The sequence below is a fragment of the Pseudomonas eutrophicaquae genome (assembly GCF_023544715.1).
GTDB lineage: Bacteria > Pseudomonadota > Gammaproteobacteria > Pseudomonadales > Pseudomonadaceae > Geopseudomonas.
This window is the reverse complement of sequence record NZ_JAMJEZ010000004.1, coordinates 21,822-36,057: the sequence shown is the minus strand read 5'-3', so window position 1 is coordinate 36,057 and position 14,236 is coordinate 21,822. Positions and strand designations below refer to the sequence as shown.

At 64.9% G+C, this 14,236-nt stretch carries 16 protein-coding genes; 14 read left to right on the top strand and 2 right to left on the bottom strand.

Features of this window, described 5'->3' with window-relative positions:
• Positions 1-3 precede the first annotated feature (3 nt).
• The 6 genes from MXC11_RS02830 to sthA all read left to right on the top strand — a co-directional run bounded on the left by MXC11_RS02830 (position 4) and on the right by sthA (position 5,310).
• Entirely contained in the window at positions 4-669 is a 666-nt protein-coding gene (locus MXC11_RS02830; protein ID WP_250004986.1) for an NADH:ubiquinone reductase (Na(+)-transporting) subunit D, read from the top strand.
• Complete coding sequence (gene nqrE, locus MXC11_RS02825; protein WP_250004984.1) at positions 669-1,277, top strand: NADH:ubiquinone reductase (Na(+)-transporting) subunit E; 609 nt, start codon at positions 669-671, stop codon at positions 1,275-1,277. Before MXC11_RS02830 ends, nqrE begins: the two co-directional genes overlap by 1 nt.
• 15 nt (positions 1,278-1,292) lie before the next feature.
• Positions 1,293-2,516: an NADH:ubiquinone reductase (Na(+)-transporting) subunit F gene (gene nqrF, locus MXC11_RS02820; protein WP_250004981.1), complete on the top strand. Its 1,224-nt coding sequence runs from the start codon at positions 1,293-1,295 to the stop codon at positions 2,514-2,516.
• A 56-nt stretch (positions 2,517-2,572) separates the two neighbouring features.
• The gene (locus MXC11_RS02815; protein WP_250005250.1) at positions 2,573-3,550 is read left to right on the top strand and encodes an FAD:protein FMN transferase; all 978 of its coding nucleotides are present in this window, start codon (positions 2,573-2,575) and stop codon (positions 3,548-3,550) included.
• Positions 3,547-3,780: a (Na+)-NQR maturation NqrM gene (gene nqrM / locus MXC11_RS02810; RefSeq protein WP_250004979.1), complete on the top strand. Its 234-nt coding sequence runs from the start codon at positions 3,547-3,549 to the stop codon at positions 3,778-3,780. Before MXC11_RS02815 ends, nqrM begins: the two co-directional genes overlap by 4 nt.
• Positions 3,781-3,906: 126 nt before the next feature.
• Complete coding sequence (sthA, locus tag MXC11_RS02805; RefSeq protein ID WP_250004977.1) at positions 3,907-5,310, top strand: Si-specific NAD(P)(+) transhydrogenase; 1,404 nt, start codon at positions 3,907-3,909, stop codon at positions 5,308-5,310.
• A gap of 42 nt (positions 5,311-5,352) precedes the next feature.
• On the opposite strand, the gene MXC11_RS02800 is transcribed toward sthA, so the two are convergent.
• On the bottom strand, positions 5,353-6,075 hold the full coding sequence (locus MXC11_RS02800) for a glycerophosphodiester phosphodiesterase (RefSeq protein ID WP_250004973.1): 723 nt from the start codon (positions 6,073-6,075) through the stop codon (positions 5,353-5,355).
• A 181-nt stretch (positions 6,076-6,256) separates the two neighbouring features.
• Here MXC11_RS02800 and MXC11_RS02795 point away from each other — a divergent pair, with 181 nt between their 5' ends.
• Entirely contained in the window at positions 6,257-7,504 is a 1,248-nt protein-coding gene (locus tag MXC11_RS02795; protein WP_250004970.1) for a lipoprotein-releasing ABC transporter permease subunit, read from the top strand.
• Positions 7,497-8,186, top strand: coding sequence for a lipoprotein-releasing ABC transporter ATP-binding protein LolD (gene lolD / locus MXC11_RS02790; RefSeq protein WP_250004967.1), 690 nt, complete (start codon positions 7,497-7,499; stop codon positions 8,184-8,186). The genes MXC11_RS02795 and lolD overlap by 8 nt, the downstream gene beginning before the upstream one ends.
• A 43-nt stretch (positions 8,187-8,229) precedes the next feature.
• Here the strand turns inward: lolD and MXC11_RS02785 are convergent, their stop codons facing one another.
• Positions 8,230-8,754 (bottom strand): DUF2062 domain-containing protein, encoded by a 525-nt coding sequence (locus tag MXC11_RS02785; protein WP_250004964.1) that lies wholly within the window; start codon positions 8,752-8,754, stop codon positions 8,230-8,232.
• A gap of 130 nt (positions 8,755-8,884) precedes the next feature.
• Here MXC11_RS02785 and MXC11_RS02780 point away from each other — a divergent pair, with 130 nt between their 5' ends.
• Genes MXC11_RS02780 through kdsB form a run of 6 tightly spaced genes read left to right on the top strand, consistent with a single transcriptional unit; the run spans position 8,885 to position 14,210 of the window.
• Complete coding sequence (locus MXC11_RS02780) at positions 8,885-11,134, top strand: DNA internalization-related competence protein ComEC/Rec2 (RefSeq protein WP_250004961.1); 2,250 nt, start codon at positions 8,885-8,887, stop codon at positions 11,132-11,134.
• A gap of 56 nt (positions 11,135-11,190) precedes the next feature.
• Positions 11,191-11,811 carry a MotA/TolQ/ExbB proton channel family protein gene (locus MXC11_RS02775; RefSeq protein WP_250004958.1) on the top strand — a complete coding sequence of 207 codons (621 nt, stop codon included), beginning with the start codon at positions 11,191-11,193 and terminating at the stop codon, positions 11,809-11,811.
• Positions 11,812-11,813: 2 nt separating this feature from the next.
• Positions 11,814-12,227 carry an ExbD/TolR family protein gene (locus MXC11_RS02770; protein ID WP_250004956.1) on the top strand — a complete coding sequence of 138 codons (414 nt, stop codon included), beginning with the start codon at positions 11,814-11,816 and terminating at the stop codon, positions 12,225-12,227.
• Positions 12,224-13,222: a tetraacyldisaccharide 4'-kinase gene (gene lpxK, locus MXC11_RS02765; protein WP_250004953.1), complete on the top strand. Its 999-nt coding sequence runs from the start codon at positions 12,224-12,226 to the stop codon at positions 13,220-13,222. Before MXC11_RS02770 ends, lpxK begins: the two co-directional genes overlap by 4 nt.
• Before the next feature lie 41 nt (positions 13,223-13,263).
• Positions 13,264-13,449, top strand: coding sequence for a Trm112 family protein (locus MXC11_RS02760; RefSeq protein ID WP_250004950.1), 186 nt, complete (start codon positions 13,264-13,266; stop codon positions 13,447-13,449).
• Positions 13,446-14,210, top strand: coding sequence for a 3-deoxy-manno-octulosonate cytidylyltransferase (gene kdsB, locus MXC11_RS02755; RefSeq protein WP_250004947.1), 765 nt, complete (start codon positions 13,446-13,448; stop codon positions 14,208-14,210). The genes MXC11_RS02760 and kdsB overlap by 4 nt, the downstream gene beginning before the upstream one ends.
• Positions 14,211-14,236 lie beyond the last annotated feature (26 nt).

The window sequence follows — 14,236 nt, the reverse complement described above, 5'->3', positions numbered from 1 at the left end:
TTCATGGCGCAACCGACCATCAAGGAAGTACTGCTCAACCCAGTCTTCAATAACAACCCCATCGGCCTGCAGATCCTCGGGATCTGCTCGGCCCTGGCGGTGACCTCCAACCTCAAGACCGCGCTGGTGATGTCCATCGCCCTGACGCTGGTCACCGGGTTCTCCAACCTGTTCATCTCGCTGATCCGCAGCCAGATTCCTGGCTCGATCCGCATGATCGTGCAGATGGTGATCATCGCCTCGCTGGTGATCGTGGTCGATCAGCTGCTCAAGGCCTATGCCTATGGGCTGTCCAAGCAGCTGTCGGTGTTCGTCGGCCTGATCATCACCAACTGCATCGTGATGGGCCGTGCCGAGGCCTTTGCCATGCAGAACCCGCCGGTGCTGTCGTTCTTTGACGGCATCGGTAACGGTCTGGGCTATAGCGCCTTCCTGATTGTGCTGGGTGTGATCCGCGAGCTGTTTGGTGCCGGCAAGCTGCTGGGCTACGAGATCATCCCGGTGATCAATGACGGCGGCTGGTATCAGCCCAACGGCATGCTGCTGCTGCCGCCCTCGGCGTTCTTCCTGATCGGCCTGTTCATCTGGGGCATCCGCAGCTGGAAGAAGGAGCAGGTTGAGACCACCGTCTACAAGATGGCTCCGCAGGTTTCCAAGGAGGCCTACTGATGGAACATTACATCAGCCTGTTCGTGAAGGCGGTGTTCGTTGAGAACATGGCGCTGGCCTTCTTCCTCGGCATGTGTACCTTCATCGCCATTTCCAAGAAGGTCGAGACTGCAATTGGTCTGGGCGTTGCTGTGGTGGTGGTGCTCGGCATCACCATGCCGGTCAACAACCTGATCTACACCCACATCCTCAAGGACGGTGCGCTGGCCTGGGCGGGTATGCCGGAAGCGGATCTGAGCTTCCTCGGCCTTCTGACCTTCATCGGCGTGATCGCGGCGCTGGTACAGATTCTCGAGATGACCCTCGACAAGTATGTACCCTCGCTCTACAACGCCCTGGGTGTGTTCCTGCCGCTGATCACCGTGAACTGCGCCATCATGGGTGGTTCGCTGTTCATGGTCGAGCGCGACTACAACCTGGCGGAGAGTACGGTCTATGGCATCGGCGCCGGCGTCTCCTGGGCGCTGGCGATTGCTGCACTGGCCGGTATCCGCGAGAAGCTCAAGTACAGTGATGTGCCTGCCGGCCTGCAGGGCCTGGGAATCACTTTCATCACTATCGGGCTGATGTCGCTGGGCTTCATGTCCTTCTCCGGCGTGCAGCTCTAAGGAAGGGGTGAACAGATGAACTATGAAGTCTTTCTTGCGATCGGCATGTTCACGGCCATCGTGCTGGCCCTGGTGCTCATCATCCTGATGGCCCGCGCCAAGCTGGTGTCCAGCGGTGATGTGACCATCGAGGTGAATGGTGAGCGCACCATCACCGTGCCAGCTGGCGGCAAGCTGCTGCAGACCCTGGCTGACAACAATATCTTCCTGTCCTCTGCCTGTGGCGGTGGCGGTACCTGCGCGCAGTGCAAGTGCATCGTCGAATCGGGAGGCGGTGAAATGCTGCCCACCGAGGAGTCGCACTTCACCAAGCGCGAGGCCAAGGAAGGCTGGCGCCTGTCCTGCCAGACTCCGGTCAAGCAGGACATGAAGATCGAGGTGCCTGAAGAGGTCTTCGGGGTGAAGAAGTGGGAATGCACGGTGGAGTCCAACCCCAACGTGGCCACCTTCATCAAGGAGCTGACCCTGCGCCTGCCCGAAGGCGAGAATGTCGATTTCCGCGCCGGTGGCTATGTGCAGCTCGAATGCCCGCCGCACCTGGTCAACTACAAGGACTTTGATATCCAGCCTGAGTATCGGGGCGACTGGGACAAGTTCAACATGTGGCGCTATGTGTCGAAGGTGGATGAAACCACCATTCGCGCCTACTCCATGGCCAACTACCCGGAAGAGAAGGGCCTGGTGAAGTTCAATATCCGTATTGCTTCCCCGCCCCCCGGACGTGACGACATTGCGCCCGGCAAGATGTCCTCCTTCGTCTTCAACCTCAAGCCGGGTGACAAGATCACCGTCTACGGACCCTTCGGCGAGTTCTTCGCCCGTGAGACTGAAAACGAGATGGTGTTCATCGGTGGTGGTGCGGGGATGGCGCCGATGCGCTCGCACATCTTCGACCAGCTCAAGCGCCTGAAGTCGACCCGCAAGATCAGCTTCTGGTATGGCGCGCGCTCGATGCGCGAGGCGTTCTATGTCGAGGAGTTCGACAAGCTGCAGGCCGAGAACCCCAACTTCAAGTGGCATCTGGCGCTGTCCGATCCGCTGCCTGAGGACAACTGGACCGGCTACACCGGCTTCATCCACAACGTGCTGTACGAGAACTACCTGAAGGATCATCCGGCACCGGAGGATTGCGAGTTCTACATGTGCGGCCCGCCGATGATGAACGCCGCTGTGATCAAGATGCTGCTCGATCTGGGCGTGGAGCGGGAAAACATCCTGCTCGATGACTTCGGCGGTTGATCTTGAGCGTGCCAGCCTTGTGGCGTCCGGCCGTAATCGTCGCCTGTGCGGCGTTCATGGCCGGTTGCGGGTCTTCCGAGTCGCTGGAGCATTTTGCCGGCCCGACCATGGGCAGCACCTACAGCGTCAAGTACGTGCGTAGCCGTGCAACCCCCGAGCAGGCGTACCTGCAGGAAGGCATCGAGAGCATCCTCGCCGAGATCGACGTGCAGATGTCGACCTACCGGGATGATTCGCTGCTCGAAGGCTTCAACCGGGCGCCGGCGGGCAGCTGCCAGCCGATGCCGGAGGCGGTGCTGGAGCTGGTGCGGGTCGGTGAGACCCTCAACCGCTCCAGCGAAGGTGCTCTGGATCTTACCCTGGATCCGCTGCTCAAATTGTGGGGCTTTGGCCCGCGCGGGCGCAACGAGCAGGTGCCGGATGCGCAGGCGATTGCCGAGGCGCGCGAGCGTACCGGCCATCAGTTCCTGTCCATCGAGGGCGAGCAGCTGTGCAAGTCGGCGGATATCCAGCTTGACTTCAACAGTCTGGCCGCCGGTTACGCGGTGGACCGGATGGCGGACTGGCTGGAGAAGCAGGGCGTGAACCGCTACCTGGTCGAGGCAACCGGCGAGCTCAAGGCCCGGGGTCGCAAGCCGGATAGCAGCGCCTGGCGGATTGCCGTGGAAGCCCCGCGGGATGATCAGCGCGTGGCGCAGCGTATCCTCGCGCTGGATGGTCTGGGGGTCTCGACTTCCGGTGATTACCGTAATTATTTTGAGCAGGACGGCCAGCGCTACTCGCATACCCTCGATCCCCGCAGCGGGCGCCCGATCAGCCATACCCTGGCCGCGGTGACAGTGGTGCATCCACAGACCGTGCAGGCGGACGCACTGTCTACACTGCTGATGGTCCTTGGCCCCGAGCAAGGCATGGCCTATGCCGAGCGTGAGGGGCTGGCGGCACTCTTTGTGCAGCGCCGTGGTGAGGGTTTTGTCAGTCAGGCCAGTCCCGCATTCGATGCGCTGTTCCCGGCGCAGGAGGAAACCCCATGACCTGGTTACTGGTGTTCGTATTCATGCTGCTGGTGGTGCTTGCCATGTCGGTGGGCGTGCTGATGGGCCGCAAACCGATTGCCGGCTCCTGCGGCGGCATCGCCAATCTGGGCATCGAGAAGGATGAGTGCCCGATCTGTGGTGGCGATACCAAAAAATGCGAAGAGGCCAGCGAGGAGCCCGGCAGGGCCTCGGTGGTACAGACCTTCGATGCGGCACGCAGCCGTTGAATAATCCCGACGGGGGCAGGAAACTGCCCCCGTTGTCATTTGTGCATCGCGCGGCCGGTGACGGTGGCGAGGTGCGGCGCAGGCCCCTCGGTCGGGTTGCGGTTTGTTGTTGATAAGGAGCGGCAGATGGCTGTCTACAACTACGATGTGGTGGTGCTGGGTGCAGGCCCGGCGGGTGAGGGGGCGGCCATGAGCGCTGCCAAGAGCGGACGCAAGGTCGCTGTGGTGGATAGCCGCAAGCTGGTGGGCGGCAACTGCACTCACCTGGGGACCATCCCTTCCAAGGCCCTGCGTCACTCGGTGCGGCAGATCCTGCAGTTCAATACCAACCCGATGTTTCGTCAGATTGGCGAGCCGCGCTGGTTCTCCTTCCCGGATGTGCTCAAGAGCGCGGAAAAGGTCATCGCCAAACAGGTCGCCTCGCGCACTGGCTATTACGCCCGTAACCGGGTTGATCTGTTTGTCGGTACCGCCAGCTTTGCCGATGCCAACACCATCGAGGTGATGGGGCATAACGGCGTGGTGGAGACCCTGATCACCAAGCAGGTGGTGATTGCCACTGGCTCGCGCCCCTATCGCCCGGCTGATGTCGATTTCAGCCATCCGCGCATCTATGACAGCGACACCATCCTCAACCTCAGCCACACTCCACGCAAGATCATCATCTATGGCGCAGGGGTGATCGGCTGCGAATATGCGTCGATCTTCAGCGGCCTGGGTGTTCTGGTCGATCTGATCGACACCCGTGACCAGCTGCTCAACTTCCTCGATCGCGAGATCTCCGATGCGCTGAGCTATCACCTGCGTACCAATAACGTGCTGATTCGCCATAATGAGGACTATCAGCGCATCGAGGGCACGGACAGCGGGGTGATCCTGCACCTGAAATCCGGCAAGAAGATCAAGGCTGATGCGCTGCTCTGGTGCAACGGCCGTACCGGCAATACCGACAAGCTGGCGCTGGAGAATGTCGGCCTTGAGGCCAACAGTCGCGGGCAGATTGATGTCGATCGCCACTATCGCACCAGCGTGACGAACATCTATGCGGCGGGCGATGTGATCGGCTGGCCGAGCCTGGCCAGTGCCGCTTACGATCAGGGCCGCTCGGCGGCGGCCAACATGGCCGAGCATGTCGGCTATGAAGGCTGGCATTTCGTCGAGGATGTGCCGACCGGGATCTACACCATTCCCGAGATCAGCTCGATCGGCAAGACCGAGCAGGAGCTGACCCATGCCAAGGTGCCTTACGAAGTGGGCAAGGCCTTCTTCAAGTCGATGGCGCGTGCGCAGATTTCCAATGAGCGTGCCGGCATGCTGAAGATCCTCTTCCATCGCGAGACCCTGCAGCTTCTGGGGGTGCATTGCTTTGGCTATCAGGCTTCGGAGATCGTCCATATCGGTCAGGCGATCATGAACCAGGAGGGGGAGGCGAATACCATCAAGTATTTCATCAACACCACCTTCAACTACCCGACCATGGCCGAGGCTTACCGCGTCGCGGCCTTCGATGGCCTCAATCGGCTTTTTTGAGGTGCCCCGACCGGGCGCCTGACCCGGTCGGTGGCTGGCCGTTCAAGGAGCCCGGAGTGTGGCACTGGCCAAACCGGGAAAGTCTGTAATCAGGCTATCCACCCCCGCGGCAGCGAGCCGGCGCATCAGCGCCGGCTCGTTGACTGTCCAGGCTGAGACATGCAGCCCTCGCTGCTGTGCCCGGCGTACACGTTCAGGCGTACAGAGCGTCCAGTTCAGTACCAGCATCTGGCAGCCATAGCGCTGGGCAAGGCGTACCGGGTCCAGCCAGGCATGCTCGGCCACCAGCCCCCGGGCGAGCTGCGGCGCGTCCTGGCGCAGGGCGCGCAACACGCTGCGTGAGCTGCTGGTGACAATCACCTGGTCCTCCAGGCCATGCTCGGCCACCAAAGCGGCAATCGCGCGGACGATCTGCCGGGCGCGCCGTGCCGAGGCGCTTTTCACCTCCAGTTGCCAGTGCTCGAACGGGCACGTGGCGAACAGCTGGCTGAGCCGTGGAATCGGGCAGGGGAGCGGCCAGGCGGGTCCGTTGCTGCGTGCATCCAGGACGGCCAACTCTGCGCCAGTGTGTGCGCTGACCCGTCCGCGCCGGCCGGTGGTGCGCCGCAGCGTGGGATCATGGATCACCATCAGCTCGCCGTCGGCCGACAGGTGCAGGTCCAGCTCGCAGCGCGTCACGCCATGCGCCAGGCAGCGCTGGAAGCTGACCAGGGTATTTTCCGGTGCTTCGCCGCGTGCACCGCGATGGCCATAGATCAGGGGCATGGATGACTCTCCGCGGGTATCAGTCTTCAATGGATAGCGCACTTCTAGCGGCTTGTCGCATGTCCTGCAAATGCCCTGCGATGCAGCCCGCAGTGGCTTGGGGTAGACTGCCCTGCGGCTTGCCACTGGCAAGCGCCAGCCAACCGGAAGTTTCCCTTACGCCCGCCAGGCCAACTCGAGCATGTTCAGACCCTTACCTGTGTTCATCGGTGCGCGCTATACCCGCGCCAAGCGCCGCAACCATTTCATCTCGTTCATTTCCCTGACCTCGATGATCGGTCTCGCCCTGGGCGTTCTGGTGATGATCCTCGTGCTCTCGGTGATGAACGGCTTCGACCGTGAGCTGCGTACGCGCATCCTCGGCATGGTGCCCCATGCCACGGTCAGCAGCCTGCAGCCGATCGATGACTGGCAGGCGGTGGCCCGTCAGGCGGCGGATCATCCGGCGGTGCTGGCGGTGGCGCCCTTTACCCAGCTGCAGGGCATGCTCAGCCACAGCGGCGGTGTGCAGCCGGTGCTGATCAACGCGGTGTTGCCGGAGGCTGAAAAGCAGGTTTCGATCATCGATCAGCACATGGTGCAGGGGCGTCTTGACGCGCTGGCCAGTGGCGAGTTCGGCATCATCATTGGCGAGGTGACGGCGCGGCGTTTTCGCGTTGGTCTGGGCGACAAGCTGACTTTCATCCTGCCGGAGGCCTCAGTGACACCGGCCGGGGTATTCCCGCGCCTCAAGCGCTTTACCGTGGTCGGTGTGTTCAAGGTCGGCGCCGAGCTGGATAGCTCGCTGGCGCTGATCCATGTCGGGGACGCGGCCCGCCTGTCGCGCTGGGCCGAGCATCAGGTCGAGGGCGTGCGCCTCAAGCTCGATGACCTGTTCAAGGCGCCGCGGGTGGCGTGGGAAATCGCTGATCGTCTGCAGGGCAGTGACTATCAGGCCCGCGACTGGACACGCAGCCACGGCAGCCTGTTCCAGGCGATCCAGATGGAGAAGAAGATGATTGCGCTGCTGCTGCTACTGATCGTCGCGGTGGCGGCCTTCAACATCATCTCCACGCTGGTGATGGTGGTGACCGACAAGAAGGCCGATATCGCCATCCTGCGCACCCTGGGCATGACGCCGCGGCAGATCATGCTGGTGTTCATGGTGCAGGGCACGGTGATCGGGGTGACAGGCACCCTGATCGGCGGGGTGCTCGGGGTGGTGGCGGCGCTGAATATCACCGACTGGGTGGCCGCGCTGGAGCGGCTGCTGGGGCATCAGTTCCTCAGTGCCGATGTGTACTTCATCAACTATCTGCCCTCGCAGCTGCGTGGCGAAGATGTGCTGCTGATCTGCTCGACGGCGCTGCTGCTGAGCTTCCTCGCCACCCTGTACCCGGCCTGGAAGGCCGCCCGTACCCAGCCTGCGGAGGCACTGCGTTATGAGTAAGGCACAGTCGGTTTTGTCCTGCCGCAACCTGGGCAAGCGTTACGAGGAAGGCCCGCAGTCGGTACAGGTGCTGCAGGGCGTGCAGCTGGAGCTGCTGCCGGGTGAGCGGGTGGCGATTGTCGGTAGCTCCGGCTCCGGCAAGACCACCCTGCTGAACCTGTTAGGCGGGCTGGACAATCCCAGCGAGGGCAGTGTCTGGCTGGCCGGTGAGGAGCTGTCGGCGCTGGGCGAGAAGGAGCGCGGCTTGCTGCGCAATCGGGCGATGGGCTTCGTCTATCAGTTCCACCATCTGCTGCCGGAGTTTTCGGCGCTGGAAAACGTCTGCATGCCGCTGCTGATCGGCCGCACGCCGATCAGCGAGGCGCGCGAGCGGGCCACCGCCTTGTTGGAGCAGGTCGGGCTTGGGCATCGTCTGAGCCATAAGCCGGGTGAGCTGTCAGGCGGCGAGCGTCAGCGGGTAGCGATTGCCCGTGCGTTGGTCAACCGGCCGGCCCTGGTGCTGCTGGACGAGCCGACCGGGAACCTGGATCAGAACACCGCCCGCGGCATTCAGGAGCTGATGCTGGAGCTGAGTGTGTCACTGAAGACGGCGTTTCTGGTCGTGACCCACGACCTGTCCCTGGCGCACCAGATGGACCGCGTACTGCATCTTGAAGGCGGACGTTTGGTGGAAAAAGCCTGAGCAGGCCTGCGGCGGTGCCCGGTGGGTGGGCGCTGCCGCGCTTTCAATCGAAGCCGTTACGCCGCTCACGCCGCTTGCGCCAGCTGCGCTGTACCCACCAGCGCCAGTAGAGCAGGGTGCCAAAGTAGCCGATCAGCGCGGCGCCCAGTGCGGCCACCAATGAGCCCAGATACAGCGGCTTCCACAGGTTGACCAGCTCATCAGTCACCCATTCCATGCTCAGTTCATCCGGCATCACCAGCTCCGGCAGCCCCATCAGCCAGGCGCCGAGCCTGTAGGTGGCATAGAAAATCGGCGGCATGGTGATCGGGTTGGTCAGCCAGACCAGCCCGATGGAAATCGGCAGATTGGCGCGCAGCGGGATCGCCAGCGCCGCCGCCGCGAGCATCTGCATCGGCATCGGGATCATCGCCCAGAACAGGCCGATGGACATCGCCCGGGTCACCGAATGGCGATTGAGGTGCCAGAGGTTGGGGTCGTGAATCAGGCTGCCGAGAAAGCGCAGCGACTGATTGCTTTTGATGCGATCGGGATGGGGCATGTATCGCTTGAACAGACGGCGCGGCATGATGGCTCCGGCAGGGAAGATGCCCGGCTATTATGCCTGCCTCACACGCCTTGTGCTGTTGGCATAAAGGGGGATGCGCCCCCGTGGCGGGGTGTATCGACCGAACGGCAGGTCTCCAGGGAAGGGTGTGATGCACAAGGAATTGCTGGCGCTGTGTGTGGGGCTGTTGTCGCTGCGTTTTCTGCCTGCTCTGCCGGATCTGTACTGGCCAGCAGCGGCGCTGCTGCTGAGTCTGCTACTGCTCGGCTGGTGGCCTGCCAGGCCTTGGGCGGTGCTGCTGGTCTGCCTGTGTCTGGGGAGTGGCTGGGCAGTCTGGCAGGCGCAGGCAGTCCTGGATGATCGCCTGGCCTCCGCGCGTGATGGCCAGACCCTCTGGCTGGAAGGGCGCATCAGCGGGCTGCCCGAGCACAGCGAGGGCGTGACCCGCTTCTATCTGGAGCAGGCCCACTCGCGCCGGGGGCCGCTGCCGGCCCGGCTGCGCTTGTCCTGGCATGGAGCGCCGGCGCTGATGGCCGGTGAGCAGTGGCGACTGGCGGTGAATCTCAAGCGCCCGCGCGGCAGTATCAATCCACATGGCTTTGACTACGAAGCTTGGCTCACCGCCCGCAAGATTGGTGCGACTGGCTCGGTCAAGCAGGGCGAGCGTCTGCAGGCGGCCGAAGGGGTGCTGGCCTGGCGCGATCGGCTACGTCAGCGTCTCTTGGCAGTGCCGGCCAGTGAACGGGCCGGGGCGCTGGCCGCACTGGTACTGGGCGATGGCTCCGGGATGAGCGAGCAGGACTGGAAGGTTCTGCGGGCCACCGGCACCACGCATCTGCTGGTGATTTCCGGTCAGCATGTGGCGATGCTGGCGGGGCTGTTGTATGGGCTGGTAGCTGGGCTGTTTCGTCTGGGACTCTGGCCGCAGCGCTGGCCCTGGTTACCGAGCGCCTGCCTGCTGGCACTCGGCGGAGCGCTGGCCTATGGGGCGCTGGCGGGCTTTGAGGTTCCGGTGCGCCGTGCCTGTCTGATGACCGCGATCGTCCTGTTGTGGCGCTGGCGCTATCAGCATTTGGGCGCGGGTACGGCGCTGTTGCTGGCACTGGCTGCGGTCCTGCTGCTGGATCCTTTGGCCAGCTTGCAGGCGGGCTTCTGGCTGTCGTTTGCGGCGGTGGCGCTGCTGGTCTGGTGTTTTGCCGCACGGCTCGGGCGCGCCCACCCCCTGGGGCTGCTGCTGCAGACGCAGTGGGTGATGACCCTCGGGTTGTTGCCGCTCTTGCTGGCGCTGGGCCTGCCGCTCAGCGTCAGTGCGCTGCTGGCCAATCTGCTCGCTGTGCCCTGGGTGAGCCTTGGCATCGTGCCGCTGGCGCTTGCGGGCAGCCTGCTCTTGGGCGTCCCGCGGCTGGGGGAGGCGCTGTTGAATTTGGCCGGCTGGCAGCTACAGCAGCTGTTCCTGCTGCTCGATGGGCTGGCGCAGCGCTGGCCGGCTTGGCAGGGCGCTGCATTGCCGCCTTGGGCGGTGCTGCTGGCGCTTTTGGGTGCCTTGTTGATGCTGCTGCCGCGCGGGGTGCCGCTGCGTCTGCCGGGGTTGTTGTTGCTGGCTGTGGCGCTGTGGCCGGCAGCGCCCACGTTGCCGGAGCAGCGTGCGCAGATCTGGGTGCTGGATGTCGGGCAGGGGCTGGCGGTGCTGGTGCGTACCCGTCAGCACGCCCTGCTGTATGACGCCGGGCCGGCCGCGCCGGGGTTTGACAGCGGCGAGAAGATCCTGCGTCCGCTGCTGGCCGGGCTTGGGGTGCGGCACCTGGATCTGCTGCTGCTCAGTCACGCGGATCGCGATCATGCCGGTGGCGCGGGGGCGTTGCTGGCGGGCCTGAGCGTAGGGCGGCTGGTCAGTGGTGAGCCGCTACGCGGAGCGCTGCCACGCCTGCCGGAGGCCTGTCGGGATGGCCAGCAGTGGCAGTGGGACGGCGTGCAGTTTCGTACCCTGCAATGGCAGGCTGCGCCGAATGGCAACGAGGCATCCTGTGTGCTGCAGGTCGAGGCCGGGGGCGAGCGTCTGCTGCTGACCGGCGATATTGGCGTGGCGGCCGAGCGTGAGCTGCTCCGCCGGCCGGGGCTGCAATCCGACTGGCTGCTGGTGCCCCATCACGGTAGCCGCAGCTCGTCCAGCGCAGCCTTCATCCGTGCGGTTGCACCGCGTGGCGCGCTGCTGACCCGCCGTTGGCTGAGCCCGTACGGCCATCCGCATCCCCAGGTGGTGGCGCGCTATCAGCAGCTGGGCGTACCGCTCTACGATACCGCCGCCCAAGGGGCGCTGCACTGGGTGCTGGGCCGTGGAGAGGTGCCGCGTGGCCTGCGCGGGCAGGGAGGATTCTGGCAGGAAAAACCGCCCGCCGACTGAGCGGCAGCCGGGTGGCCCTGTGCTAGAGTGGCGCGGTTTTTGGGGAGGGCTCGAAGGTGTGGGAACTGATCGCAAACGGTGGCTGGACGATGCTGCCGATCATGCTCTGCTCGCTGGCAGCGCTGACCATCAGTCTTGAACGGCTGTGGGTGCTGCGCCCGGGGCGGGTCGCGCCACCGGCCCTCGGTGCCCAGGTGGCCGAGTGGCAGGCTGCCGGTTCGCTCAGTCGTGCGCAGCTGGAGACCCTGCGCCAGCAATCCCCGCTGGGCACCATCCTCGCCACCGGCCTGCTCAATGCCGAGCACGGCCGGGAGATCATGAAAGAGAGCATCGAGCAGGCTGCCGCGCGGGTCATCCATGAGCTGGAGCGCTACCTCAACGCGCTGGGCAGTATCGCCGCCATCGCCCCGCTGCTCGGGCTGCTGGGCACGGTGCTGGGCATGATCGAGCTGTTTGGCGGCTTCACCGGGGCGGGCATGAGCAATCCCGCCCAGCTGGCCAGCGGCATCTCCCGCGCACTGATCACCACGGCGGCCGGGCTGATCGTGGCGATTCCGGCGCTGTTCTTCCACCGCTACCTGCAGCGCCGAGTCGATGAGCTGGTGGTTGGTATGGAGCAGGAGGCGATTGCGCTGGTCGAGCGCACCCAAGGTCTGCGCGACGGGTTCGGGGGCTGAGTGTGAAGTTTCCCCGCCGCGCGCGTGATCCGGTAGAGATTGGCCTGGCGCCGCTGCTGGATGTGATCTTCATCCTGCTGCTGTTCTTTGTGGTCAGCACCTCCTTCAGCCGGGAAGCCCCGCTGCAGCTGGAGCTGCCCGAGTCGGCCAGCACCGCGCCCGCCAGCCCGCCACAGGGCCTGGAGCTCCGTATCGATGCCGCCGGCCGCTACCAGCTGAATCAGCAGCCCTTGGCGGATGCCGCGGCGCTGGCCCAGGCGCTGGCGGCGCGTCAGGCCGAGCGCGAGCAGGGGCTGCTGATCAGCGCGGATGCGCGCACCGCCCATCAGGCGGTGGTCACGGCGCTTGATATCGCCGCGCAGCAGGGCTTTACGCGCCTGCGCATAAACACCTTGCCGCGTGGAGAGGCGCCATGAAGCTGGCGGAGCGGGTGAGTCAGGCTTGGTATACCGGGCATCCGGCACTGGGATTGTTGCGTCCCTTGGAGGTGCTGTATCGCTGGGTGGTGCGGCGTCGGCGCGCGGCGTTTCTGCGTGGTCAGCCTCCGGCCTTCAAGGCGCCGCTGCCGGTGATCGTGGTCGGTAACCTCACAGTCGGTGGTACCGGCAAGACCCCGCTGATCCTCTGGCTGATCGAGCATTGCCGTGCCCGTGGTCTGCGGGTCGGGGTGGTCAGCCGCGGCTACGGCGCCCGGCCGCCCTGCCTGCCCTGGCGGGTCAAGGCCGGGCAGGCGCCGGGCGAGGCGGGCGATGAGCCCTTGATGATCGTCGAGCGCAGCGGCGTAGCGCTGATGATCGACCCGGATCGTCCCCGGGCGATTCGCGCCCTGCTTGAGCAGGAGCCGCTGGACCTGATCCTCAGTGATGATGGCCTGCAGCATTACCGTCTGGCCCGCGATCTGGAGCTGGTGCTGATCGATGCCGCCCGCGGTCTGGGCAACCGCCGCTGTCTGCCGGCCGGGCCGCTGCGCGAGCCGGTCGAGCGTCTGAAGAGCGTGGATGCCTGCCTGTTCAACGGCGCCGCCGGTGATCGTGCCGAGGGCTTTGCCTTCAACCTGCAGCCCCGCGCGCTGGTCAACCTGGCCAGCGGCGCGCGTTACCCGCTCGATCATCTGCCGCCCGGTCAGCGCGTGCACGCCGTGGCCGGGATCGGCAACCCACAGCGTTTCTTCGCTACCCTCGAGGCGCTACACTGGCGGCCGATTCCGCATCCTTTCGCCGACCACGCGGCCTATCGCGCCGAGGATCTGCAGTTCACGCCGGCCTTGCCGCTGCTGATGACCGAGAAGGATGCGGTGAAATGCCGGGGATTCGCCGCGTCTGACTGGTGGTATCTGGCGGTCGATGCGCAGCCGTCCGAGGCCTTCGTGGCCTGGTTCGACGCCCAGCTCGAGCGCCTGCTGTCACGCTGACGCCGCACGGGTCCCCCTGATACCTCTGCCAGGAATGGATCATGGACCCGAAACTGCTCGACATACTCGCCTGCCCGCTGTGCAAGGGCCCCCTCAAACTCAGTGACGACCAGTCTGAGCTGATCTGCAAGGCCGATGGCCTGGCCTACCCGGTGCGCGATGGCATCCCGGTGATGCTGGAGAGCGAGGCGCGCACCCTGAGCGTTGATGAGCGCCTGGACAAATGAGCATGGATTTTGTCGTCGTCATCCCTGCCCGCTACGCCTCCACCCGCCTGCCCGGCAAGCCGCTGCAGGACATCGCTGGCAAGCCGATGATCCAGCACGTCTGGGAGCAGGCGCGCCAGAGCTCCGCCCGCCGCGTGGTGGTGGCCACTGATGATGCGCGCATCGTCGCGGCCTGCCAGGCGTTTGGGGCTGAAGTGCTGCTGACCCGCGCCGAACACAACTCCGGCACCGACCGTCTGGCCGAGGTGGCCACCCAGCTGGGTTTGCCCCCTGAGGCCATCGTGGTCAATGTGCAGGGTGATGAGCCGCTGATTCCGCCGGCGATCATCGATCAGGTAGCGGCCAATCTGGCGGCCAACCCGCAGGCCGGCATCGCCACCCTGGCCGAGCCGATCGAGGACGCGGCCCAGCTGTTCAATCCCAACGTGGTCAAGGTGGTCAGCGATACCAGTGGTCTGGCGCTGACCTTCAGCCGCGCGCCGCTGCCCTGGGCGCGTGATGCCTTTGCCACTGGGCGCGACCGTCTGCCGGCTGGCGTGCCGTTCCGCCGCCATATCGGCATCTATGCCTATCGCGCCGGTTTTCTCCACGACTTCGTCGCCTGGGGCCCGTGCTGGCTGGAAGACACCGAGTGCCTGGAGCAGCTGCGCGCGCTGTGGCACGGCGTGCGCATCCATGTGGCCGATGCCCTCGAGACGCCGCCGGCCGGGGTCGATACGCCGGAAGATCTGCAGCGCGTCCGCCAGTGGCTGGGGGCGTGACATGCATCGTGCGCGATTGAAGCGCT